27 protein-coding genes and 1 other annotated feature are annotated in these 23,577 nt (G+C 31.9%); of the genes, 21 read left to right on the top strand and 6 right to left on the bottom strand.

Going from position 1 to position 23,577, the window contains the following annotated elements:
• Window positions 1-68: 68 nt before the first annotated feature.
• Complete coding sequence (gene trhO, locus H9L18_RS14615) at window positions 69-1,034, bottom strand: oxygen-dependent tRNA uridine(34) hydroxylase TrhO (RefSeq protein WP_246433299.1); 966 nt, start codon at window positions 1,032-1,034, stop codon at window positions 69-71.
• Between the two features lie 187 nt (window positions 1,035-1,221).
• Between trhO and H9L18_RS14610 the strand changes: the two genes are divergently transcribed.
• From H9L18_RS14610 to H9L18_RS14585, 6 genes are all read left to right on the top strand, one after another.
• Entirely contained in the window at window positions 1,222-1,647 is a 426-nt protein-coding gene (locus H9L18_RS14610; RefSeq protein ID WP_246433298.1) for a NusG domain II-containing protein, read from the top strand.
• An 11-nt stretch (window positions 1,648-1,658) separates the two neighbouring features.
• The gene (locus tag H9L18_RS14605; protein WP_126794611.1) at window positions 1,659-2,849 is read left to right on the top strand and encodes a GNAT family N-acetyltransferase; all 1,191 of its coding nucleotides are present in this window, start codon (window positions 1,659-1,661) and stop codon (window positions 2,847-2,849) included.
• Between the two features lie 72 nt (window positions 2,850-2,921).
• Window positions 2,922-4,103: a GNAT family N-acetyltransferase gene (locus H9L18_RS14600; protein WP_126794608.1), complete on the top strand. Its 1,182-nt coding sequence runs from the start codon at window positions 2,922-2,924 to the stop codon at window positions 4,101-4,103.
• Window positions 4,104-4,266: 163 nt separating this feature from the next.
• Complete coding sequence (locus tag H9L18_RS14595) at window positions 4,267-4,860, top strand: TetR/AcrR family transcriptional regulator (RefSeq protein WP_126794605.1); 594 nt, start codon at window positions 4,267-4,269, stop codon at window positions 4,858-4,860.
• Complete coding sequence (locus H9L18_RS14590) at window positions 4,860-5,066, top strand: hypothetical protein (RefSeq protein WP_126794601.1); 207 nt, start codon at window positions 4,860-4,862, stop codon at window positions 5,064-5,066. Before H9L18_RS14595 ends, H9L18_RS14590 begins: the two co-directional genes overlap by 1 nt.
• 14 nt (window positions 5,067-5,080) lie before the next feature.
• The gene (locus H9L18_RS14585; RefSeq protein WP_126794598.1) at window positions 5,081-5,314 is read left to right on the top strand and encodes a hypothetical protein; all 234 of its coding nucleotides are present in this window, start codon (window positions 5,081-5,083) and stop codon (window positions 5,312-5,314) included.
• A gap of 36 nt (window positions 5,315-5,350) precedes the next feature.
• On the opposite strand, the gene H9L18_RS14580 is transcribed toward H9L18_RS14585, so the two are convergent.
• Window positions 5,351-6,250, bottom strand: coding sequence for a metallophosphoesterase (locus H9L18_RS14580; protein ID WP_126794596.1), 900 nt, complete (start codon window positions 6,248-6,250; stop codon window positions 5,351-5,353).
• A 347-nt stretch (window positions 6,251-6,597) separates the two neighbouring features.
• Between H9L18_RS14580 and H9L18_RS14575 the strand changes: the two genes are divergently transcribed.
• From H9L18_RS14575 to H9L18_RS14540, 8 genes are all read left to right on the top strand, one after another.
• Window positions 6,598-7,134: an RNA polymerase sigma factor gene (locus tag H9L18_RS14575; RefSeq protein ID WP_126794594.1), complete on the top strand. Its 537-nt coding sequence runs from the start codon at window positions 6,598-6,600 to the stop codon at window positions 7,132-7,134.
• Window positions 7,124-7,921: a hypothetical protein gene (locus H9L18_RS14570; protein ID WP_126794592.1), complete on the top strand. Its 798-nt coding sequence runs from the start codon at window positions 7,124-7,126 to the stop codon at window positions 7,919-7,921. Before H9L18_RS14575 ends, H9L18_RS14570 begins: the two co-directional genes overlap by 11 nt.
• Entirely contained in the window at window positions 7,908-8,756 is an 849-nt protein-coding gene (locus H9L18_RS14565; RefSeq protein ID WP_126794590.1) for an ABC transporter ATP-binding protein, read from the top strand. The genes H9L18_RS14570 and H9L18_RS14565 overlap by 14 nt, the downstream gene beginning before the upstream one ends.
• Window positions 8,757-8,758: 2 nt before the next feature.
• Window positions 8,759-9,907 (top strand): hypothetical protein, encoded by a 1,149-nt coding sequence (locus tag H9L18_RS14560; RefSeq protein ID WP_126794587.1) that lies wholly within the window; start codon window positions 8,759-8,761, stop codon window positions 9,905-9,907.
• 1 nt (window position 9,908) lies between these two features.
• Window positions 9,909-11,123 (top strand): hypothetical protein, encoded by a 1,215-nt coding sequence (locus tag H9L18_RS14555; RefSeq protein WP_126794583.1) that lies wholly within the window; start codon window positions 9,909-9,911, stop codon window positions 11,121-11,123.
• Window positions 11,124-11,404: 281 nt separating this feature from the next.
• A complete protein-coding gene (locus tag H9L18_RS14550; protein ID WP_126794580.1) occupies window positions 11,405-11,800 on the top strand; it encodes a DUF1093 domain-containing protein in 396 nt (131 codons plus the stop codon).
• A gap of 299 nt (window positions 11,801-12,099) precedes the next feature.
• Window positions 12,100-12,186 (top strand): type I toxin-antitoxin system Fst family toxin, encoded by an 87-nt coding sequence (locus H9L18_RS14545; RefSeq protein ID WP_126794680.1) that lies wholly within the window; start codon window positions 12,100-12,102, stop codon window positions 12,184-12,186.
• A 423-nt stretch (window positions 12,187-12,609) separates the two neighbouring features.
• Window positions 12,610-13,098, top strand: coding sequence for a helix-turn-helix transcriptional regulator (locus tag H9L18_RS14540; protein ID WP_126794577.1), 489 nt, complete (start codon window positions 12,610-12,612; stop codon window positions 13,096-13,098).
• Window positions 13,099-13,377: 279 nt separating this feature from the next.
• Here the strand turns inward: H9L18_RS14540 and H9L18_RS14535 are convergent, their stop codons facing one another.
• Window positions 13,378-13,773 carry a hypothetical protein gene (locus tag H9L18_RS14535; RefSeq protein ID WP_126794574.1) on the bottom strand — a complete coding sequence of 132 codons (396 nt, stop codon included), beginning with the start codon at window positions 13,771-13,773 and terminating at the stop codon, window positions 13,378-13,380.
• 408 nt (window positions 13,774-14,181) lie between these two features.
• On the opposite strand from H9L18_RS14535, the gene H9L18_RS14530 reads away from it, so the two are divergent.
• The gene (locus H9L18_RS14530) at window positions 14,182-14,625 is read left to right on the top strand and encodes a helix-turn-helix domain-containing protein (protein WP_126794571.1); all 444 of its coding nucleotides are present in this window, start codon (window positions 14,182-14,184) and stop codon (window positions 14,623-14,625) included.
• 22 nt (window positions 14,626-14,647) lie between these two features.
• On the opposite strand, the gene H9L18_RS14525 is transcribed toward H9L18_RS14530, so the two are convergent.
• The gene (locus tag H9L18_RS14525; protein ID WP_126794569.1) at window positions 14,648-15,706 is read right to left on the bottom strand and encodes an AbrB family transcriptional regulator; all 1,059 of its coding nucleotides are present in this window, start codon (window positions 15,704-15,706) and stop codon (window positions 14,648-14,650) included.
• Window positions 15,707-15,965: 259 nt separating this feature from the next.
• On the opposite strand from H9L18_RS14525, the gene H9L18_RS14520 reads away from it, so the two are divergent.
• On the top strand, window positions 15,966-16,982 hold the full coding sequence (locus tag H9L18_RS14520; protein WP_126794566.1) for an adenosine deaminase: 1,017 nt from the start codon (window positions 15,966-15,968) through the stop codon (window positions 16,980-16,982).
• A gap of 42 nt (window positions 16,983-17,024) precedes the next feature.
• Here the strand turns inward: H9L18_RS14520 and H9L18_RS14515 are convergent, their stop codons facing one another.
• Window positions 17,025-17,237 (bottom strand): hypothetical protein, encoded by a 213-nt coding sequence (locus H9L18_RS14515; RefSeq protein ID WP_126794563.1) that lies wholly within the window; start codon window positions 17,235-17,237, stop codon window positions 17,025-17,027.
• 75 nt (window positions 17,238-17,312) lie between these two features.
• Window positions 17,313-18,221 carry a prenyltransferase gene (locus tag H9L18_RS14510; RefSeq protein WP_126794560.1) on the bottom strand — a complete coding sequence of 303 codons (909 nt, stop codon included), beginning with the start codon at window positions 18,219-18,221 and terminating at the stop codon, window positions 17,313-17,315.
• Between the two features lie 134 nt (window positions 18,222-18,355).
• Between H9L18_RS14510 and H9L18_RS14505 the strand changes: the two genes are divergently transcribed.
• The 5 genes from H9L18_RS14505 to H9L18_RS14485 all read left to right on the top strand — a co-directional run bounded on the left by H9L18_RS14505 (window position 18,356) and on the right by H9L18_RS14485 (window position 23,568).
• Window positions 18,356-19,336, top strand: coding sequence for a polyprenyl synthetase family protein (locus H9L18_RS14505; RefSeq protein WP_126794557.1), 981 nt, complete (start codon window positions 18,356-18,358; stop codon window positions 19,334-19,336).
• Between the two features lie 162 nt (window positions 19,337-19,498).
• Window positions 19,499-20,536, top strand: coding sequence for a bifunctional transcriptional activator/DNA repair enzyme AdaA (locus H9L18_RS14500; RefSeq protein ID WP_126794554.1), 1,038 nt, complete (start codon window positions 19,499-19,501; stop codon window positions 20,534-20,536).
• Between the two features lie 115 nt (window positions 20,537-20,651).
• Window positions 20,652-20,697 (top strand) — a sequence feature (sodium ion sensor (DUF1646 type); this cis-regulatory element may regulate processes involved in with the transportation of sodium ions).
• A gap of 122 nt (window positions 20,698-20,819) precedes the next feature.
• Window positions 20,820-21,143: a hypothetical protein gene (locus H9L18_RS14495; protein WP_126794550.1), complete on the top strand. Its 324-nt coding sequence runs from the start codon at window positions 20,820-20,822 to the stop codon at window positions 21,141-21,143.
• On the top strand, window positions 21,130-23,076 hold the full coding sequence (locus H9L18_RS14490; protein WP_126794546.1) for a V-type ATP synthase subunit I: 1,947 nt from the start codon (window positions 21,130-21,132) through the stop codon (window positions 23,074-23,076). Before H9L18_RS14495 ends, H9L18_RS14490 begins: the two co-directional genes overlap by 14 nt.
• A 21-nt stretch (window positions 23,077-23,097) precedes the next feature.
• Window positions 23,098-23,568 (top strand): V-type ATP synthase subunit K, encoded by a 471-nt coding sequence (locus H9L18_RS14485; RefSeq protein WP_126794543.1) that lies wholly within the window; start codon window positions 23,098-23,100, stop codon window positions 23,566-23,568.
• The last annotated feature ends 9 nt before the right edge of the window (window positions 23,569-23,577 follow it).

The raw sequence follows: 23,577 nt of genomic DNA, 5'->3' as shown, positions 1-23,577 counted from the left end.
CCTAACCTTGCAATTTATTCACTTTTATTTTTACATATGCTGAAAAAAATTTCAAATATTTTCTATTGCTATTTGACTAATTCTTTAAAAGTTTCTCCAAGAGCTTCTACACGTTCTTGCCAATCTGTTAAAGAAAGATTATTTTCAACCACATAACGATTACGTTCATGAACGCGACAGTTATGAGAGCAACCACGAAGGTATTTATGTTCATTTTCTTCAGAACATAAAATTTGTCTGTTACACTCTGGGTTAGCGCAATTAACGTAGCGCTCTGAGGGTGTACCATCAAACCAGTCTTTTCCAACGATAACGGGATTAACGTGATTGATAGGAACGCTGATTCGCTCGTCAAAGACATACATAGCTCCGTCCCATAATTCACCTTGAACTTCAGGATCTCTACCATAAGTAGCAATCCCGCCGTGAAGTTGTCCCACATCTTTAAAGCCTTCACGAACTAGCCAACCAGAGAATTTTTCACAACGAATACCACCAGTACAGTAGGTAACAACTCGTTTGTCCATGAATTCTTCTTTGTTGTCACGAATCCATTGAGGTAATTCTCTAAAAGAACGAATATCAGGACGAACAGCACCTTTAAAATGACCTAAATCATATTCGTAATCATTTCTAGCATCGATAACCACAGTATCTTCATCTAGAATTGCTTCCTTAAATTCTTTAGGAGATAGATAAGCTCCAGTTAACTCTAACGGATCAATATCATCTTCTAAGGATAAGGAAACGAGTTCAGGGCGAGGTCTGACAAACATTTTTTTGAAAGCTTGTTCCTCAGATGGATCTATTTTAAAGAAAATATCTTTGAAGCGTTCATCTGCTCGCATATGAGCAATGTATTTTTCGGTATCTTCTGTTAAGCCAGATAAAGTTCCGTTAATTCCTTCATTAGCAACTAAAATACGACCTTTTAAATTAATCGATTGGCAAAAAGCTAAATGTTCTTTAGCAAATTCTTCAGGGTTTTCTAATGGAACATATAAATAATATAATAAAACTTGATATTTTGACAAAGCAATTCCTCCTCTAGTTTGTACCAAACTATTATAATTTAGAGGTGAATAAAATAGCAACATAAGTGCTTTATTCACAAAGATAAGGTATATTAATAAGTAATTAAATAGTTGACGTACCTTTTTTTTCAGGATATGTTACTAAGAGTAAGAAGAGATTTTACAAATGAGGAGAAAAAACACGCATATGATATGGAAAGAACTTAAAAAGCAGTGGCGATTTATGGATGGTGTGGTCATTATCTGTCTGATAATTTTGTCATTTGCTCCTCTTGTTGTTTTTTCATTGAATCAAACAGATGAAGCAACTAAAGAAGGCAACATTGCTATCATTTCGATTGATGGTAAAGAAGTTGATCGTTTTGAATTGAATGAAAAAACAAAACACAAAGAAAAAACCTATTATCCAGGTAAGGATAAATATAATATAATTGAAATGGAAGGCACGAAGATTCGGGTAAAAGAAGATAATAGCCCTGATCAAATAGCCGTTCGAACGGGTTGGATTAGTAAACCAGGCCAAACAAGTATTTGTTTGCCTCACAAACTAGTAATTGAGATAGTTTCTAATGAACCAGTTGATGAAGAAGATGACATGATTATTACTTATTAGGAGTGGATCATATGATAAAAAAAGTAACAGACAGAAAGTACTTGGAACAAATACATGAATTAGGAAGCTATGCTTTTAATTCAAATCATACTAAAGAACAACGTGATATTTATTTAAAGAAAAATGAATCTATTGATAATTATGTGGATGAAGTCGATGGGCAGGTGACAAGTCAAATTGTTGGCTATCCGTATCAGGTAACAATCAATGGCCAAGTAATGGGAATGTCAGGTATTGGAGATGTAGCAACTTATCCTGAAGCACGAGGCACAGGAAGTATTAGATTACTTTTTGAAGCTATCTTTAATGACTTACATGAAAAAGGAACAGAGCTTTCTTATCTAGCTCCCTTTTCTCAAACTTTTTACCGAAAATTTGGCTACGAAAATATCTTTGATTATGATGAGATAAGGATTCCAAAAGAGACAATTGTACAAATTAAACCAGAAAAAACAGGTAGCATCAAACGTGTTTCATGGGAAAATAAAGAGGCTCAAGAAACCATTAAAGAATTATATCGCAAGACATTAGGTACGCATAATGGAAGTTTGGTTCGGGAAGATTATTGGTGGGATTTTGTGTTAACTTTTAATCAAGGAAGAAGACTAGCTATTGCTTATGATGACCAAAAGCAAGCATGTGGTTACATTGTTTATGGCTTAATTGGGGCATCAGAATTTATGATTTATGAGATGAGCTATACAAATCTTTTTGGTTTAAAAAAATTAATGACATTTGTTTCTTCCCATAGTGGAAGTTTTGATGAGTTCGTCTCAACTAATCTGCCGGATCCAAAAATATTAGAACTTTTTACTGAAACACAAAATATTGTTAGAAAAACTCATAGCAGTATGATGGCAAGAATTGTTAATTTTAAAGAATTTATTGAAAAATTTAATTTTAAATCTAGTCCAAAGAAAGAAATTGTTTATTTAGAAGTTAATGACAGCACATGCTCATGGAATAATGGTATTTTTAAGTTAAGCATTGTTAATGGAAAATCAACTTGTGAGAAAATAGATCCATCTAATGAAGCAATGATTCATTATAGTGGCAGCATTCAAAGATGGACACAGATTTTTATGGGAAGAGTGACATTTGAAGAGGCTCAATGGCTTAATTTGATTGACTCTAAAAATGAAAATACCAATTTCTCAGAATTATTCTCACCTAGTACACCACGCTTGTACGACTATTTTTAATTAAATTAGAAATAAGGTTGTGATAGAAGTTACTTCTATCATGACCTTTATAATAAATGAAGGAGTGAAAGCATGATAAGAAGAGTAACAGAACGTCAAGAAATTGAGGAAACACGTCAATTAGCTAGTTATGCATTTAACGCGAATCACACAGATACACAAAAAGAGGAGTTTTTAATTAAGGGACAGTTTATTGATAATTATGTAGAAGAAATTAACGGGAGAGTTACCAGTCAAGTGATTAATCATCCTTATGAAGTAATGATTAATGGACAAGTCATGACTTCAGCAGGGATTGTTGATGTGGCAAGTTATCCAGAACGAAGGGGAACAGGTAGTATTACGCGTTTATTTGAATACGCTTTCAAAGATTTGTATGAAAGAGGAACTGAACTGTCTTATTTAGCCCCTTTCTCGCAACCCTTTTATCGAAAATTTGGCTATGAGATGATCTTTGATATTGAAGAAACATATATTCCAACGCATGTTATTCAACAAGTTAAGCAAGAGAAAAAAGGATACATGGAACGTGTTTTCTGGGAAGATGAAGAAGCACAAAAAATAATAAAAGCGCTTTATCGCAAAACGCTAGGGAGTCAAAATGGAAGTTTGCTTAGAGAGGATTATTGGTGGGACTTTGAGTTCAAATATTTTGAAGGTAAAAGATTAGCCATTGCTTATGATGATAATGATGTTCCTTGTGGCTATATTAATTATAGTTTAATAGGTTTTTCTGAATTTAAAATTAATGAATTAGCCTACACTAATATGTTTGCACTTAGAAAATTAATGACGTTTGTCTCTTCTCATAGTGGTAGTTTCCCGATGTTTGTTGCCAAAAATATTGATGTCAAAATGGTGTCTGAATTATTCACTGAAACCATTGAAGTCAGAAGAAAGAAACAAACAGATATGATGGCAAGAATTCTTGATTTTGAGCGTTTTATCGGAAAATTTAAGTTTAGAGATGTGTCTACAAAATATAGTCTTTATCTAGAAGTTAATGATGCGAATTGTCCTTGGAACGACGGTATGTTTAAAGTAGAGATTGAGAATGGCCAAGCAAACTGTCAAAAAGTAGAGGAAGGAAAAGCAGATTACAGCGGAACTATTCAGAGATGGACGCAAGTATTTTTAGGCAAACACACTGTTGAGGAAGCTATTTGGGCTGAATTTCTTGAGTTTAACGGGGAGAAAGAAGTATTATCTGATTTGATTGAACCAAATACACCGCATTTATATGATCATTTCTAGAAATAAATAAGAGTAAATTTTTAATCCCCTAACTATAAAAAACTAATCAAATAAAAAAGTTGACGTTGGGTCAGCTTTTTTAATTAACTTTACATGAATATTTGTATTTATTTATTCATGAATAAATGTTATAGTATATTCATAATGAGAAGGAGGCCTGAAGATGTCAAAAAAATTCTCAGAGTCTGATTTAAAAGAAATAAAAAAGAAACTTCAAGAAGCGTGTTTGGAAAGCTGGAAAATAAGAGGATACAAACAAACTAATATTCCTTTACTAACTAAAACAGTTGGTATTTCTTCGGGTGCTTTTTATTTAATATATAAAAGAAAAGAAGATTTGTTCTTAGAGGTCTTAGAAAATGTACAAGATAACTTGTTGATGACTTGGTCTAAGTTTATTGAAGAAGAAAATCAAAAAATAGAAGGCTTTAAAAAAGGATTACAATGGCTATTTCATGAATTCCAAACATTTCCCAATTTGTACGACATGAATAGTGCGGAATATGATTTGTTTTTAGCGAAATTACCGACAGACAAAATAGAGGAATTAAAACAAAAAAGTGCAGAGTTATTTGAGCAGGCAATTAGTCAAGCGAATCTTAAGTTACTTTTACCTGAAGATGAGGTAATGAATATCATCCATTCAATTCTATTTTTATCCTTAGTTGATCGAGATACACTACAAGGAACAGAAAAAACATTTAATTTTTTATTGGATCACACACTTTATGATTTATTTGAGGAGGGGAAAAAATAATGATGATTGAACAATTTTTTAAAATCGGTTTAGATAGGATTCATCCTCATTTGGGGAATATTTCTTTAATAATGGGAATCATTGCTATTATTTGTTTAGTGTTAGCAGGAGGAATGGCGTTAAGAAAAAAACATCAGGCTAAATGGTTTGGTCTAACAGGATTTTTGTTGTTAATTAACCCGGCTATTTATTTTTTCACTAATTAAAAAGGAGAATAAGAATGATAAGAACTATTAATCGAAGTATCAATAATATTAATAAAAAAATTGGTCTTGATTTAACTATTTCCATGCCATCAAAAGAGTTATTAGCCTTTAATGAAAAAACAAATACAGTTATTGCTGTTGCATGTGTTTCAGTAGGTGTTTTGGCGTCATCTAAAGTTTTATTTGGTTTAGGAGTTGTAGCAGGAATCGGTGCCGGTGTATCACATATAGAAAAGAAAAAATTATAAAAAAAGCCAATCAACTTTTTTATGTTGATTGGTTTTTTAGTAATCAATAATAGTTAAAGCATCGCTAAACTCTTTTTTTAAGTGTTTAGCTCGATATTCATTAAATTCATCTTGTTGATTTCTTAAAATTCGTCGTACTTTGTAAGGATTAAAAGAAGTCATCAATTTATTTTCGAGCATGAAATCTTTAGTAAGATGCCACTCATAGAAATAACCTAGAGGACGAGCTGAGTAAGAAATCCCATTAATCACTTGATTATCTATCCGACGATGGGTATGTCCAAAGACAACTCGTTGAATATTGTCATAAGTCTCAAACAGTTCTCCTGTTGCTTTAGCACCTAAAAAAGCATTAATTTGATTCCATCTCTCATATTCTCCATCAAAATAGCGGACAAATTCTTGTTTAGGAACAAAATGAGTTGCTACAATTACTTGTTTACCCGCATTTTTTAAGTCATCTAAACTGTATTTAAGTTCTTTTAAAATAGATACCAACGTATCAGGATCATTTAATGGTCGTTCAATGATTCGGTCATACCAGTATAGATTTTTAGAGGCTACAATTTTGTCATAGTCTTTTTCTAGGGCAAAACTGTAGTCGTACCACCCGTTAACACCTAGTAAAACAAGTTGGTTGTTGAGTTCTTTATGAGAGTGATTAAGAAACCGAGAATCAGGATAATCTTCCATTTCAATCGTCTTTTTTATGCTAGGCAATTCATGGTTACCAAAATTAAACGTAGCTGGTATTCCTTTACTTTCAATAAAGGAAAGTGTATCTAAAAGAAAGGCTACTTGATTTGCAGTATCTCCTGCTAAATGAAGATGAGTTATTTTTTTCTCATGTAAAAGATCAGTTAAAAGCTCTAACTCAAATTGACCTAATTTATTTATATCAACATGTAAATCACTCATAATACCTAATCTTCCCATAAAATCACCTCCTTAAAAAGTATAGCTTAAAACGCTTGTAAGTTGAAAGAAAAGGATTGTGACACAAAAAAACAGGTCATCTCAAAAGATGACCTGAAAAAGGAGTTGTTTATTTACTTTGGAGGAGTAAATAAATGAAAAAGTTTGTTTGGGTTGTTTTGTTGGTATGCTTATATAATAAGGGATAGATATGTCAAAATAATGATAAAAATAAGATAAATAGTGAAAATTCTTTAAAGAAAAAGTTAAGAAGGAAATAAAAATAATTATTTTATTAAAAAAACTGCAACTAATTAGGGATGAAAAACGAATATAAAGGTGATAGGAAAAAGGAGGGTAGTTCTAAAATGATTAGTGATAAATACCTAATTCGAAAAATCATAAAAAAAGGCTCTAGTGCTGCAGCGGATGAATTGGTTAGACGCTATTATGATGAGCTGTATCTTTTTTTATACAGACAAATTGGGAATAAAGAAGATTCCTTGGATATGACACAAGATGTTTTTATAGCAGCACTCGATAATTTAATGACTTATAACGCAAGACGAGCCAGTTTTAAGACCTGGTTATTTCGGATAGGTACTTATAAAGTTATTGATAGTCGTCGTAAAAAACAATTACTTTACGAAGAGTTAGATGATAATCAGTGGTTAGAGGAAGTTGAAATAGATGAGAAGTTGTTAGAAAAAGAAATGTTAGAAACTGTTAATCGATATGTCGCTACTTTTAGGCCAGAAATTCAAGAAGTATTTCGTTTAAGGATATACGGTGGACTATCGTTTAAGGAGATAAGTGAGTTACTTGTAGAAAAAGAAGAGAAAGTAAAAGCGCAATATTATCGCTTAATAACAAAGATTAGAAAGGAGTTTAGAGATGAAGCCTAAATATTTGGAAGAAAGTGTCCTAAGTAATCAAGAAAAAGAGAGAAGCATTCAATATATTTTAGAAAACACAACGTTGAAAAAAGCAAATTTTGGTGAGTTTATCTGGTTATTTTTTAAAGCATTTGATTGGAAAATTGTCTTTTGGGGATTAACTGAAATCTTTGTTTTAGTGATGAGTGTTCTACTTGCTTTAATTATTTTTATTTTAAGTGCATCTAGTCGAGGCTCTTTTAATCACATGTGGTTGTTTCAGGAAGTAGGTGAAAAAGTCTATTTTTATACATTTTTGTGTGCGCCTATCTTTTTTAGTTTGTTTCACTATTTAAGCATTTGGAAAGAGATTCAATTTAAAACATTTGAATTAAAAATGACACTGAAAGTATCTTTACAAGAAATAATGGTTATTAGAACGTTATTATTTAGCTTACTTTCATTAACCGCTTCTGTTTTATTAAGTGTTGTTATCTGGTTTGCTGCTAATCAAGAATTATCGTTATTAAAATTAATTAGTTTATCTAGTACATCACTTTTTCTATTTTCTACCGGTCAATTAATACTGGATCATTTTTTTTCAATGAGAAATAGTTATAAAATAAGCCCGATTATTTGGTTAGGCATTGGAGCAGTTTTAGTTTTAAAGATAGATATAATTTATCCCTTATTAATGGTGTTACCTGAAACAATAGTAGTCTTGATGGCTGTGATAGGTTTTTTCAGCTTTATCTTGATGCTTCGCTATGATTATTTAAATCAACGAGAAAGGAGTGTTTACTATGTTAGAACTTAAAAATGTTAGTAAAAACTTCAAGGAAACTCAGGTACTAAAAGATATTAATTTAACCTTTGAAAATGGTGTTTATGGCTTACTTGCTCCAAATGGCGCTGGTAAAACAACTTTAATCAAGATGATAACGACTCTTTTGTTTCCAAGTTCTGGAGAAATACTTTGGGAGGGGCGCTCAATCGCAGATTTAGGGAGGGTGTACCGAGGAAATTTTGGTTATTTACCACAAGATTTTGGTTACTATGGAAATTATACGCCAGAAAAATTTTTGATGTATCTTTCAGTGTTGCAAAAAATGGACAAAAAAGTAGCTAAAAAAAGAGTAGATGAATTACTTGATTTAGTTGCTTTATCTCATGTGAAGCGTAAAAAAATGAAAACTTTCTCAGGTGGAATGATTCAACGAGTGGGCATTGCCCAAGCGATGCTAAATGATCCTAAATTGCTTGTTTTAGATGAACCAACAGCAGGCCTTGATCCAAAAGAAAGAGTTCGTTTTAGAAACTTGCTTCATCAATTAGCAAAAGATAGAATCATTATTTTATCTACTCATATTGTTTCTGATATAGAAACAATAGCGAACCAAATTATTCTTTTAAAAAATCATGAAGTTTATCTTTCTGCTTCTCCAGAAGAAGTTACTCAAACGGTTCAAGGTAAAATTTTTGAAATTCCTAGTAATGGAAAAGTAAGTTCTGAGCAATTTATCTTGAGCGAACGTCAGACAACTCAAGGAGCGGTTTTACGTATTGCAAGTGAGAACCAAATCGAAAAAGCTAAAGTAGTTACACCAACATTGGAGGATGCTTTTTTATATATTTACCGAGATGAGGTGTAGACGTGAATTTACGATTGGTTGGCTTTGAAATAAAAAAATTAGTAGAACAACCTATTATTTTTCTTTTTTTATTCGGATGTCTTTTGTTTAACACAGGTCTGCTTTTAACATTAGATGTAAATGATGACTATCTTAATAGTATCAAGCAAGTAAACATAGAAGAAGGACAGAAAGTCACACCAGAATTAAAAGAAAATATTCTATCTAAAGAAAAGAATCAACGGGTGAAAAATGATATTAAATCAGTTGAGGATATTTATGACACTCTTCAAGGAGAAGAACTATCGAAAAAAATGATTGATGTGTTTCAAGTTCAAGGAAACTATAGGGGAAAATTGGAAGAAAAATACCAACAATTAAATCCAGTAATAACACAGTTGAGTAAAGAAAAAGCTGCTTTAGATATTGCTCTTGGTAGTGAAACGTTGCCTGTCTTTAACCATCTTAAAAATGTGGTTCTAAAAGCACTATTAATAGAGAGTTTAATTTTTGCTTGTCTAATTGGTTTGTTTTCTAGTACAGCAGAAAAGCTAACCAAAACAGATAAGTTATTACTCACCTCCGAAATAGGGAGAAAGGTACAGGTGAATAAGTATATAGCAGGTATTTGTTTGTCTCTTCTTTTTTATATCATTCTTCATCTGTTTAGTTTAAGTACACTTTTTCTTTTTTATCCTATGACTGAATTGCTAGATAGCAGTGTTTCTACTTACTTTTTGACTAATATTTATGAAAACAGCTTATTATTTGTTGAAATGCCATTTATTACTTGGCTACCAATGTCTATAAAAAATTATGTTATCTTTTCTATTCTTTTAGGTTTAGGATTACTAATTATTTACTTTACCTTATTTTTCTTTATCGGTTTATGGAAGGAAAATATGGCTAAAGGACTGGGAGTAGCCATTGTTTTATTTTGTGTGCACAAAGGCCTTGTGTCATATACGAGTAGTAAAATGGACTATTTCTTTTTATTGCTAATGTTTTCTCCGCAACAAGTACTTGAAAATTATTCTTTTTGGTTCACTGAAACAGGTCCCTACACAATAATACCTTTTCAAGAAACAGTTGTTGTTAGTGCTAGTTTAGTTTTATTAAGTGGTTTTAGCCTTTTATTTCGTTATTTTTATTCAAAAAAGGAGGTGCTTTAACATGTTTTTACAAGAGTTGAAAAAAATAATTCGACCCGCCATGTTAGTAGTTGCTATTCTCATCAGTCTTATTTTTTATAAATTAGAAATCAGCTTCTTTTATACGATGTGGCCAAATGGCTCATTGATTGAATCTTATCAGTTTGCCCATCAGTGGAAAGATGAGTTTGGGAAAAAAATGCAAGATGAAGATTTTAAACAAGTAGCAAAAGAAACAGATAAATTGATAGAGACAGCAGATAAACAAATTTCAGCAAGTGATTTTGGAAAAAAACACAAGTTGACTAACTATCAAGAATTTGTGTCATATAGAGACTCGTTACCAGAAGGAGCCGTGTATGATTTAAATGAAAAAGATAAAAAAGAAAGACAGCTTTTATTTAACTTTTATCAAGAGTTAAATAAAAATCAATTAATCAGTAAAATAGAAATAGCTCAACAGATTCAAAAAAGTATCTCTTATTTTAAAGACGAGAAGGTTTTTTTAAAACAGGTTAAAGTAAAAGATGAAAAGGAGAAATTGAGAATTAAGCAGGCAATATTTGAAGAGGAAGATTGGCGCAATATTTTACCAGAATACTTACCAAGTACAGTAACAAGTTTAATGGAAAATGTTTTACTGCTAAGTCTGGTTCTAATGGTTGTCCTATTACCGAGTCATTTAGTGCGAGACAATATACTAAAAGTAAAAACGCTCCAGTGGAGTAGCAAAAAGGGAAGAAAAATTAACTATACACAATATGTCTCAATTATGTTTGCTGGTTTCATGATTATAACCATTTCTTTAGTCGTCTTTCTTGCTCCTATTTTGAGTACAGGATATGTACGCTATTTTGATAGTGGGTTAAATTCATTTTTTTCAGTAACAGACTTTGATTTTATTTATTCTTATCTCTCAATAACCTTTGGGAAGTGGTTAGGTCTGTTAATCTTACTTATTTATTTAATCGGGATGGGATTCTGTAGTTTATTATTTACTTTATCTCAAACAAGTAAAAATTATTTATCCATGACACTGAAGATAATTCCTTTATTAACGATTTTTACTTTAGTTACAATGAGCATTATGAAAAATGCTTTTTACAATCAAAATTTTTGGTATCGTTCTTTTGGTTTTTTTAATGGTGAACTTTGCGTAGCAATTTTCCTATTTTTAGCAGGTATCTTATTTGCTATGAGACTATTAATAAAAAATCAACGACAAGATCTTAGGTAGACAAAAAACAGGTCATCTCAAAAGATGACCTGAAAAAGGAGTTGTTTATTTACTTTGGAGGAGTAAATAAATGAAAAAGTTTGTTAGGTTTGTTTTGTTGGTATGCTCATATAATAAGGGATAGATATGTCAAAATAATGATAAAAATAAGATAAATAGTGAAAATTCTTTAAAGAAAAAGTTAAGAAGAAAATAGGTGACAAGAATGTAAGTAACATCAATTTTTCCTGTAAGATGAGTTTGTTAAAGTGTAACTATAAACAAATAAAGGAGAGATTATCATGAAAAAAATTATCCCGATTATTTTTGTTGCCATATTAGGAGTAGTTGGATTTAAAACATACGCTTATTACAATGATACATATAAAGCCACAACAGCTTATGCAGTAGTACCTGCTGAAGTACCTGAGAAGAAAGAAGCTCTTGATATGAGCGGAAAGAAAATTAAAGAAAGTGATGGTACTTTAAATTATTCTTACGATTATTCATTTGATTTTGTTAAGGAAAATGGAAAAAGACAAACTCAAAGTTATAGCATGACAAGTCCTAATCCAACTCCTTATCAACCAGGAACGATTGTGAAAGCAGAGATTTCTAATAAAAGAGTCGTAAAAGGGCCTTACGTAACGGAAGAAAAAAACGTTCCAAAAGATATCTTAGAACAATTAAGAAAATAAAAAGATAAAAAAGCAATCAAGTAACTGTCTCTCATAGTAACTTGATTGCTTTTTTTGCATTGATCTCAAGAAAAAGACCCCTAGTCAATACTAGAGGTCAAAAAAGGAGTTGTTTATTTACTTTGGAGGAGTAAATAAAATGAAAAAGTTTGTTAGGTTTGTTTTGTTGGTATATATATATAATAGCTTCTAATTGTGAATAAACTTTGATAATCATGACTCCTTTTTATGAAAGATTTATTTTGATATAATAAATTGTCGCCTATCCGACAGTCTAGCGGCTGAGAAGAGGTGTTACTGTGATAACGAACTTTCTTTGCTCCCTTCTTGTAGGTATATTAATAACCTTTTTTGATTACTGGCTGAATAATCGAGACAAGAAGTAAAACAAAATTAAGGCGACATTAGCCCACAAATAAGCCCCTGAAGAATCCGACTTCTTCAGGGGCTTCGTGTTACTGTGATAACTTCTTTGCGATACCATTATAGCATGATATCAAAATTGTATCAAAATATTCATGAACCTTTTACAGGGACTGGCATTCCTTTTCATGAAAGATTTATAATAAATAAAAAAAGACTAGTCACCCCAAGACTAGTCTAAAAAAAGGAAAAGTATATTTACTCATTAGGAGCAAATAATAATGAAAACAACTAAAGTTGTTATAGTCATACCTTAACAAAATGCTGTGACAAAGTCGTGACAAAATAAAAACTTTTTTTAGATTGCTAAATAATTGCGCAATTAAGAAGATAATTGCTGTAAAATGTAAAAATAATCTGTCATGATTGAGTGAGGAGGTCAGCAAATGAGTGAAGACGCAGGTAACTTGATATCGCAAAAGAGAAAAGAAAAAAAGTTAACACAAGATGACTTGGCAAAAGAATTACATGTAACAAGACAAGCTGTTTCTAATTGGGAGAGAAATGTAACAGTTCCTGATAGACCAACTATAGAAAAGTTATCAGCAGTATTAGGAGCTAATCTTGATCAGCTAGTTCGAAAAGAGCAAAGTAGTAAAATAGGAGATGACCAAAAGATGATTGATAAGGAAGTAGAAAAAATGGAGATGCCAATTAATAAATACGATACGGCTATTGGTTTATTTTATGCTGTTTCGCTATTTGTAGGAATGATGGTTTCATTGCTATTAGTTGTCTTAAAAAAACCAGAAACTTGGCAAATGTGGACTATTTTAGTGGCAATAGGCTTGCTAGTTTTTCTTATCCTAGGGTTAACAATTCACGGTATTATTACACTAGTTCGAAAAGATGAGGGCAGAAATAATATCTATTGAGAATGATTAAGGTCCGAAAAAAAAGTGTTCCCAAGAAAAAAATTAGACCAATACTAAAGGTGACTGTTAGATTGAGAAAAAACAGGAAGTATTTCATTTTTGTAGACTCTATTTTTGAAGCAAAGAAAATACCGATAGCACCAATAATTGGCGTAAAGAATATGAATATAGGCGGATCATTAGGGTTGTAAAAGAATAGATTTGGAATCCAACAGATCCAGCCTAAAATAAAGAGAGAACAACTTATAAGTGAGAAAAAATAAGATTTATTCATTCAAATCATCTCCTTTTCTTTTTTGAACTTCTTAATTTAGAGAAAATAGTTGAAAATAGATTTGGACGAAATGAATCAGATATATCTTCCCATGTGTCTAAATTGGGTATTTCTTTCTTTTCAAAATAATTAAGAAAAATAGTGATGACTTCATTCATATTTTCAGTTTCATAAGAATAGTGTCGTATCTCGTCATTAGGTAAAACAAGGCGTAATTCTACAGAAAACCCGTAAATTATTTGAATATAGAGGCTGTTTTTAATAGGCGTCTTTGGTTCCAAAACGATAAAATCAAGTTCATTTTTACTTAATTTTTGAACTAAATCAATAATAGTTTGACTAGTTATATGGGGTGATAGAAAAAGGTTATCACCAGTATCTAGTTTAAAAGTATTTTCCATTTTAAAAGTATCCTTTTTATTTTATTGAAATAAATATTGTATCTAATTATACCATGATGCCTTTAAATCAAAAAAAAACGACCAGTCATCGACTGATCGCTTTAAAAAGGAGTTGTTTTATTTACTTTGGAGGAGTAAATAAAATGAAAAAGTTTGTTAGGGTTGTTTTGTTGGTATGCTTATATAATAGAACATAGATGTGTATAAATTGTGATGAAATTAGGATAAAATAAGAAATTTTTATAAAGGAATTATTAAGAAAAATAAAAAATTAAAAAATGAGATGATAAACTAGCGTTTGGCAAACCGTATTAAATCAAGCTGTAACGAATTGTATCACACTTTTTTTAGATGAAAAGGGCTTATTTTTAAACGGATAAGGTATGATTAATTAAAGGGGTGGTTACAATGAAAATAGGTGAGATGATAAAGGAAAATCGAGTGAATAAAAATATGACACAAGAAGACTTAGCTAAGAAGTTATTTGTGAGTCGTCCTTTGGTTTCAAAATGGGAAACAGGAAAAAGCTATCCTGACTTACATCAACTCATCCAATTAAGCGATTTCTTTGAGATATCTTTAGATGAATTGATGAGAGAAGATATTCATTTAGTTAATAAGAAAGATAATTATGTTAAAAAGGGCATAGCTTGGGAAAATTGGAACAATCTAGTAGGGTTGATTCTTGTATGGTTAGCAATCGATATAGGATTTAATTTTTTTGAAGGAAATGAGTTATTTGATATTGATTACGCTTGGTATTTTAGATTTATTATGCTTGTTTTAATCGGAACAATCCTTTGGCATAATTTTTTAGAAAAAATAATAAAGAAATTATTGAAAATTGATTAATTTTTAAATGACGAATATTTTATTACTGGATAAACCACTGCACCAAAGTCGGAAGGACAACAATTGTATAAATGGTTCGACTGATTTGGATAGCTGCAATTTTTGGCATATCTCCTCCTAATTCGCCAGCAATCAATGAGATGTCTGTTGCACCAGCAGGAGAAGACGCAAACAAAGCTGATTTTAAATCAAGAATACCTCTCTTATAAATAATGACACCAAATAAGACATTAATAAAAAGATAACTAAATAGTAATAAAGTTGCTGGGACAATCAGTTGATGAATTTGAGTCATACTATGTCGAGTAAAAGTGCTTCCTATAATTGATCCAGCAAGAATTTGGGCAAGATATCGAATATTGCTATTAAGTTGAGCGGTGTTTTTAGTTAATTTTAAAAGACAAGAGAAAATAAGTGAAAAGATTAAAGCGCCAACAGGAATTCCTAGATAAATACCAATTGCCCCACCAATACCTGAAACAATTAAAATAAGTAGGTCATTTGACAAGTGTCGATTTGTACCAATGGGTAACGTTTTTTCTAATTTTTTTGGAGACGTATTGGAAGAAGTTTCTTTCTGTTCGTCTCCAAAATGTTTTAATAAAAAATTAATCCAGACTGGTAAAATTAGAAGAATTCCGACAAGACGAGAAAGCTGCATTGTTGCGACTATTTCTGATTCTGCTCCCATATCAATACTGATAAGTGAGACATCCATAATCCCACCAGGCATACAACTAAGTAGGGCAGTCACTAAATCCATTTGAAAAAAATGATGAAAAACAAATCCCATAGCAAACATATTGAAAGTAAAAAGTAACATCAAAAAGAGAATAGATTTCCCTATTTTAGGTAAGTTTAGTAGGTCAGCTTTACTAACTTGTTGTCCAATATAGGCTCCACTAACAATTTGTGCAATTATCTTGAACGTACTAGGCATAAGAGTTTGCTCAGTTAAAACAGAAAATAAAGCGACAGCAAGCATACTACCAGTCATAAAAGGGGCTGGTATTTTTATTTTTTTAGCGATAATGCCACCTAGTAATCCTACGATAAACGTTTCAACCATTCTTAAAACCATCCTATTCACTCCTCTGTCACTTTATTATAAAGTAGATATTTTTATATGAAGAGGATATCTAAAAAAAGAACAGTAAAAGGACAAAAATATAAATTAGCACTAATCAGTAAAAATTAAAGTAATCCGAACGTTCGGACAGAATAAACGAATGATATTTATAATAAAAAACATTTTAATTCGTATTTTAAGTTAAATATCTTGAATTTAAATATAAAAATGATATATTGTTCTTAAATAAGTGATGAATGGGGAGAACAATGTGTCAAAAAACATATCGTTAGATTTTATTAAGGGATTACCAAAAGCTGAACTACATTTACATTTAGAAGGAACACTAGAACCTGATTTAAAGTTAAAATTAGCTCAAAAAAATAAAGTGGATATTGGTCAAGAAACGATTGAAGAAATTAAAGCTTCTTATCAATTTGATTCTTTACCATCATTTTTAAATATTTATTACCCAGCAATGAATGTACTTCAAGAAGAAGAGGATTTTTACGAATTAGCCATGGCTTATTTGAGAAATGCTAAAGAACAAGGAATCAAACATGCTGAACTTTTCTTTGATCCTCAAGCACATACAACACGTGGTGTATCCTTTGAAACGGTTGTTAATGGTTACCATCGTGCTATTTCAGAGAGTGAAGAATTAGGAATTACTTCAGAATTAATTATGTGTTTCTTACGAGATATGAGTGCTGAATCTGCTGAGAAGACATTAGAAGAAGCTTTACCTTATAAAGATAAATTTATTGGAGTGGGGTTAGATTCAGATGAAAAAGGAAATCCACCTAGTAAATTTGCACACGTTTTTGAGAAGGCTCGTGCGGCAGGTTTAAAATTAACGATGCATTGTGATATTGATCAAGAAAATTCAATCGAGCATATCAGACAAGTCATTGAGGATATTAAAGTTGACCGAATTGATCATGGAACAAATATTGTGGAAGATCAAAAATTAGTTGATTACGTGAAGGAACATGGCATTGGTTTAACAAGCTGTCCTGTCTCAAATGGTTTTGTTGTGGATGATATGAAAGGAAAAGAAATCATTGAGTTACTAGATCAAGGTGTTAAAGTAACAGTGAATTCAGATGATCCAGCCTATTTCCAAAGCTATATTTCAGATGATTTATTTGCCTTAGCGACTAAATACGATATGAGCCAAGAACAAGTAGTTCAACTAGCTAAAAATTCATTTGAAGTGTCATGGATAACAGAGGAAGAAAAGAATCGCTATTTAGAGATGATTGATACTTACGTGAAAAATTATTAGTAATGATGAAGGTACCTGATACAACAGGTGCCTTTTTTTGTATTATTCTTTGTAAATATCATGATAGAAAATAAGTTCGTAGATAGTTAATAAAATAGAAATGATGATTGTGGCGCCAAAAAATATAAGCATGACAAATAGGTTGTGAGAAAAAGTTAGCCACAGGAAAAATAAGATGACAATAAGGAGAAGTTTTCCTTTTCCAGACATTTCATATTTGATGTATTCGTCTAAGCGATCTTTCTTTTTGTTCATTTTAAGGTACCCTTTTTAGATGGTTTTCCTTAAGTATATAATAAAAAGGCTGACATACAAGTCAACCTTTAATTTTTATAAATGAAATACAACGCCTAAAGCAAATAGAATCACTTGAACCATCACAATTAAGGCTAAATTTTTAATAGCAAGTGGAAATGTTTTCGTTTTAATTTGTTCTTTACTGTAGAGTTGTGTGTTTTTCCAGATTTTTGGAAAAAGTCCCCAAAGAAGTAATAGGGTTAATGGCACAATTTTAAAAATGACACTTAGAGTAGCTGCTACAAAAGAAGCAACAACTAAAATTTGAAATAAACGCACAGCTCTTTTTTTACCAATATAATAAACAAGGGTATGTCGATTATTTAGGACGTCTTCTTCTAAGTCGCAAGTGTTGTTAGCAAGCATTAGATTCGCAATAGAAAAAGCAGCAGGTAGTGACATGAGTCCAACTTGCCAAATGAGTGAAGCGTCAAAAGGAACTAGGTCATAAATGTTGAGATACACACAAATCAATGGAATAACAATTCCCATAGTTAAACCAGATGTAATTTCACCAACTGGAAGACTAGAAAGCGGCTTTGGACCAGCGGAATAAAAAATACCCATAGCGTAGCTAAACATACCTAGAAAAAGAATAACCCAACTTGTTTGAGAAGCTAAATAAACACCCATTAATGCAGAAGTAATAATAAAGCTCCACATCATATTTCGAATCAATGAAAGAGATAAGTTTTCTCTTCCAATAATATTAGTTTCATGCTTGTAATCATGTACATCTGTGGCGTTGTGATAATCCATGTAGTTGTCCATAATATCCACTGCCATGTTGAATAGGACCATGGAAATAAAGAATAAAAGCATATTTCCCCAATAAATTTGTTGGTAATGATACCATGAATAAAGAAATCCCATTAAAAAGGGAAAAATACTAGCTGTTTTAGCCTTTAATTCGACTAATTCTGCAAAAATTTTAAAAGTCACTGATTAAACATCCCTTCACATTTGTCTCAGTGTTTATTATACTGTTATAGTAGGAATTTTCAATGATTTGAAATTGACAGTTATTCGTTAATAGGCTAAATTTAAGCTATGATTATTTTAGTAGGAGGCCAATAATGGCAGTACATCCACTTTGGGAAAAATACCCTGACATAAGGCAAGATTTAATAGAAACTAAAAAAGTGATGGAGAAATCTGTGAAAATCAGAAACAAAGACATCACACAAGCTTTGCAATTATTTTTTGAAGCAGGCGGCAAGTTGCTACGCCCCGCTTATTTTTTGTTATTCTCAAAATTTGGAGAAGAGGTTTCTGAAAAAAAAGCCCACCGAATGGCTGCTTCTCTAGAAATTTTACATGTAGCAACTTTAATTCATGATGATATTATTGATGATTCACCCATGAGACGTTCATTACCTTCAATTCAAGCAAGTTACGGACAAGATATTGCTGTTTATACAGGGGACTTCTTGTTTACGGTTTATTTTCACTTGCTATCCACTTCAACAAAGGATTTTAAAACAATTGAAATGAATGCTCACAGTATGAAACGAATCTTGGTTGGGGAACTTGACCAGATGAACTTGCGGTACAACACAGAAATTACAATGAAACAGTACTTCCAACATATTAAAGGAAAGACAGCTCAATTATTTGAGTTTGCTTGTTATGAAGGAGCACATTTTGCAGGTTGTTCTAAAAGGTTACAATTAACAGCTAAGCGTGTTGGTTACAACATAGGAATGGCTTTTCAAATTATGGATGATGTACTGGATTACAAATCAACTGAAACAGATATGCAAAAACCAGTGTTTGAGGATATGAAAAATGGTTATTATACCTTACCTTTGATTTTAGCAATGGAAAAAAATCATGATGCATTTGTTCCTTATTTGGAAAAAAGAACAGAGTTGAGTGATAAAGATATCAAAGAAGTTCAAGAGTTAATCGTTGAAACAAAAGGTCTTGAAAGAGCAGAAGCGATTGCAGAAAGATTTACAGATAAAGCATTAGCTGGTATCCAAAAATTACCAGCCTGTGAAGAACGAGATATTTTATATGATGTCACGTCTACACTTTTAAAAAGAAAAAATTAGTTATATAAGAGACGGTGTAGAAAAAATCTACGTCGTCTTTTTTTATCTTCTGATTTGAAGATGATAGAATAAGATAAAAATATACTTGTTCATTTTTCGAAAGCAAGCGTCTGTAAAACTTTATATACTATCAGTAAAATAAGTATTAAGGAGTTGATGGAAATGACTATATCCATGGAACAAAAACAAGAATATTACGAAGCGCTAGTCAAAAAAGACTCAACTTATGACGGGATTTTTTTCGCTGGAATCAAAACAACGGGTATTTTTTGCCACCCGACTTGCACAGCAAGAAAACCTAAATTTGAGAATTGCCAATTTTATCTGACTGCAGAAGAAGCTCTTTTAGCAGGTTTTAGACCCTGTAAAATTTGTCATCCCATGTCTTTTCCACACGATATCCCAGAGGAAGTAAAACAATTAGTCACAGCAGTCGAAGAACATCCAGAAAAGAGATGGCAAGAAAGTGACTTTAGAGAACTAGGTTTACATTCAGCAACTGCAAGAAGAAAGTTTAAAACTGTTTACGGGATGACTTTTGTTCAATATGCGAGATCACGGAGGATGGGTTTAGCTTTTAAAGAAATTGAAAATGGAGGTAAAGTCATTGACCAACAAGTGGCGACTGGTTATGAATCAGCTAGTGGGTTCAATGATGCTTTTACTAAAATTATGGGAAATCCCGCTAAGAAAACAGCTATTAAGGTTTTGAATGCCAATTTCATTTCAACACCGATTGGCCAAATGATGAGTATTTCAGATGAAGAGTATATTTATTTGCTTGAATTTGCGGATCGCAGAGGGCTTGAGCGAGAAATTGAGCGACTTCGATTAAAATTAAATGCTCGTATTATTCCAGGACAAAATAAAACGAATGAGTTACTAGAACAACAATTAGGTGAGTATTTTAAAAAAGAAAGAACAACATTTGATGTCCCGTTATTTAGAATGGGTACTCCTTTTCAGAAAAAAGTCTGGCAGATACTAGAAGAGATACCAAAAGGAGAAGTGTGGAGTTATAAAGATATCGCAGAAAAATTAGGGAATAAAAACAAAGTAAGAGCTGTGGGAAATGCTAATGGAGCGAATCAGTTAGCTATCATTATTCCTTGTCATCGGGTGATAAAAACAAACGGAGAACTTGGTGGATATGGTGGCGGCTTAGAGCGAAAGAAATATTTATTAGCTCTTGAAAAATAATTTATTTAAATAGGAAGTAACTTGTTTTCTGCAAAAAAATAATGATATTATTTCAAATTGATTTTCAAATATGCTATACTTATTGCTGAGATTGTTAAAAAGTGAATATATAAACGGTTGGGCGTAGGCTTTCAAGGTATGTTTTTCTAGGGCGAGAAAAACATGCTTGAGTACGTCCAAATGACAAGGCGTGTTCTTTAAAAGAATACGCCTTTTTTGATATCTTTTTTTAATTAATCATCAATGAATAAGAGTCGTTGTTCAAAAGAGGGGAGAGTTATTTTTGAAAGATGTTATTTTTGAAATTATGTCAACTGAAAAAGTGATTGAACAAGAAAGAACAGATTTAGAAAATCAATTAAAGCAAATAAAGAGTAAAAATCTTGAAGCATTAAAGAATAGAGAAAAAGAATTGCAACAAGAACTTTCTGATGAACTAAAAGCTTATGAAGACAAGCAACAAAAGCTACTAGATGACTGTATGAAAGAAAGTCAAAGGTGGAAACAAGAAACATCTGCCCAGTTAGCTAAATCTTTTGAAGCCAATGAAGATTCTGTTGTTGACACATTGTTGAAGGAGGTTGAAACAATTTATGGCCATTTCTAAAATGGAAAAAGTAACGATTATTTCACCTAAATGTGAAGAAGAGAAAATCCTACGCATTATGCAAGACCTTCAAAACATTGAAATGGTTGATAGTGTGACTGAATTGAATAACCAGTACCAAACAAAGCGATTTGATGTGATTAATCTTGATGCAAACAGACAAAAAGAAGAGGAATTAAATCAGTTACAAAGTCGTATTCAAAAGGCGCTTAACTATTTATCTATCCATATTTCTAAAGCACCTGAGCTGTTAAATGAAACTCAGACATTTTCAGAATTTGAAAAAGAACTTGATTTTGAGACGATTCAAGATTTATTGAATCAAGTTAATAACTGGCAAAAGAAAGAAAAAGCTATTACAGATGAGATAGATGAAATCAGAGTAGAGATAGAAAATTTAAGACAATGGCAATATTTAACTATTAATCCGAACGAAACAAAGGATTCTAAATACCTTCGATCTGTTTTAATAGATTTTTCTTTAACCGTTAAAGAAACGTTGTTAGAAAAAGTAGAAGAGTTTTCGACACTTTTTGAAGTCGTCTATGAAAGTCAGTCCAGACAATATGCTTTCATTGTCTTTTTAGAAAAAGATGAAGAGCTGATGAAAGAGTTAGTATCAACTTATGGCTTGAACGTAGTGGATTATGCTTATGATCAGGCACCTAAAGAAGTATTTGAATCGTTAGAAACTAGATTAGTTACATTAAAAAAAGAAAAAGAAGAGATTATCAAACAGGTTAGTACGCAACATCAAATGGTTAATCCGTTAAAGATGGCAGAAGAATCAGTATTGGCGGAAATTGACCGAATCCATGTCAAAGAGATGCTTGCAGAGTACAAAGATTTAACCGTTATTCGTGGTTGGATTGAAAGCGACAGAGCAGAAAGTTTTGAAAAAAATGTGAGAACTCAGCTAACAAGTGAATTACCTGTTTTAATGACATTTGATGAAACAACGCAAACAGAAGATGTCCCAACAGCTTTAAAGAATAATAAATTAGTGAAACCATTTGAATCACTAACAGAAATGTATAGTTTGCCTAAATATGGTGAGCTTGATCCAACCCCACTTCTAACCCCATTTTATATGGTGTTCTTTGGAATGATGGTAGCAGATGTAGGTTACGGCTTGTTGATGCTTGTTGGAACTCTGCTTTTAAGTAAGAAAAAGACTTTAAGACGAGGCGTTAGAAATTTTATTAGTTTATTCAAAATATTATCTGTTCCTGTTATGATTTGGGGCTTAATTTATGGTTCGTTCTTTGGGGTATCACTTCCGTTTCATGTTTTGTCACCAACAGAAGATATGAACAGCATTTTGATTCTTTCCGTTTGTTTCGGGATGATTCAACTGCTAGTGGGACTTTTAATTAACGGTATTCAATTGGTGAAGAAAAAAGATTACTTGAAAAGTGTCAGTGAATCATTCGCTTGGCAAGGGATTTTAATTGGAGTCGTGCTACTTGTTTTAGGGAATATTGTACTAAAGAATGAAGGCTTAAAAAATGCCGGTTTGATTTTATTTGTTATTTCAAGTGTGCTAATTATTTTAGTCCCAATGATAACAAACAAGTCAAAAGGTAAAGGGTTAGCTCAAGGTGTGTATTCTTTTTACGGTATCACAGGATACATCGGAGACTTGGTTAGTTACACTCGTTTAATGGCACTAGGTATTTCAGGTGGGAGTATTGCAGGAGCCTTTAATATGCTAGTAGGCTTTATGCCACCAGTAGCCAAATTTACAGTAGGTATAGCGCTAATTATCGTACTTCATGCCTTAAATATCTTTTTAAGCTTGCTGAGTGCGTATGTCCATGGGGCAAGATTACAGTATGTTGAATATTTTGGTAAGTTCTTTCAAGGTGGCGGACGGAAATTTTCACCGTTCAAACCAAAAGAGAAACACATTGATTTTAAAGTAGATAAATAGAAAATTTAGGAGGAAATATTTATGTTTACGTATTTAATAGAGAATAACGGTGGGATTGTTTTTGCTATTTTAGGAATGGCGATTGCAACTATTTTTTCAGGAATTGGTTCAGCAAAAGGTGTAGGAATGACTGGTGAGGCTGCGGCTATTTTAACAACTGAGCAACCAGAAAAATTCGGTCAAGCTTTGATTCTTCAATTACTACCAGGAACACAAGGTTTATATGGTTTCGTTATTGCCTTCTTTATCTTAGGTAAGATTTCACCAGATATGGGAATGGTTGATGGGTTAGCTATGTTAGGTGCGTCACTTCCAATTGCTTTTACAGGTCTTTCTTCAGGAATTGCTCAAGGTCGTGTAGCAGCTGCAGGGATTCAAATTCTTGCTAAAAAACCAGAACATGCAACAAAAGGAATTATCTATGCTGCAATGGTTGAAACGTACGCAATTCTTGGGTTTGTTATTTCTTTAATGTTGATTTTACAAAACTAAGAAAGTAGG

The organism is Vagococcus carniphilus, from assembly GCF_014397115.1.
GTDB classification, from domain to species: Bacteria; Bacillota; Bacilli; order Lactobacillales; family Vagococcaceae; genus Vagococcus; species Vagococcus carniphilus.
The sequence above is the reverse complement of the archived record's forward strand: the minus strand, read 5'-3'. Positions and strand labels throughout refer to the sequence as shown.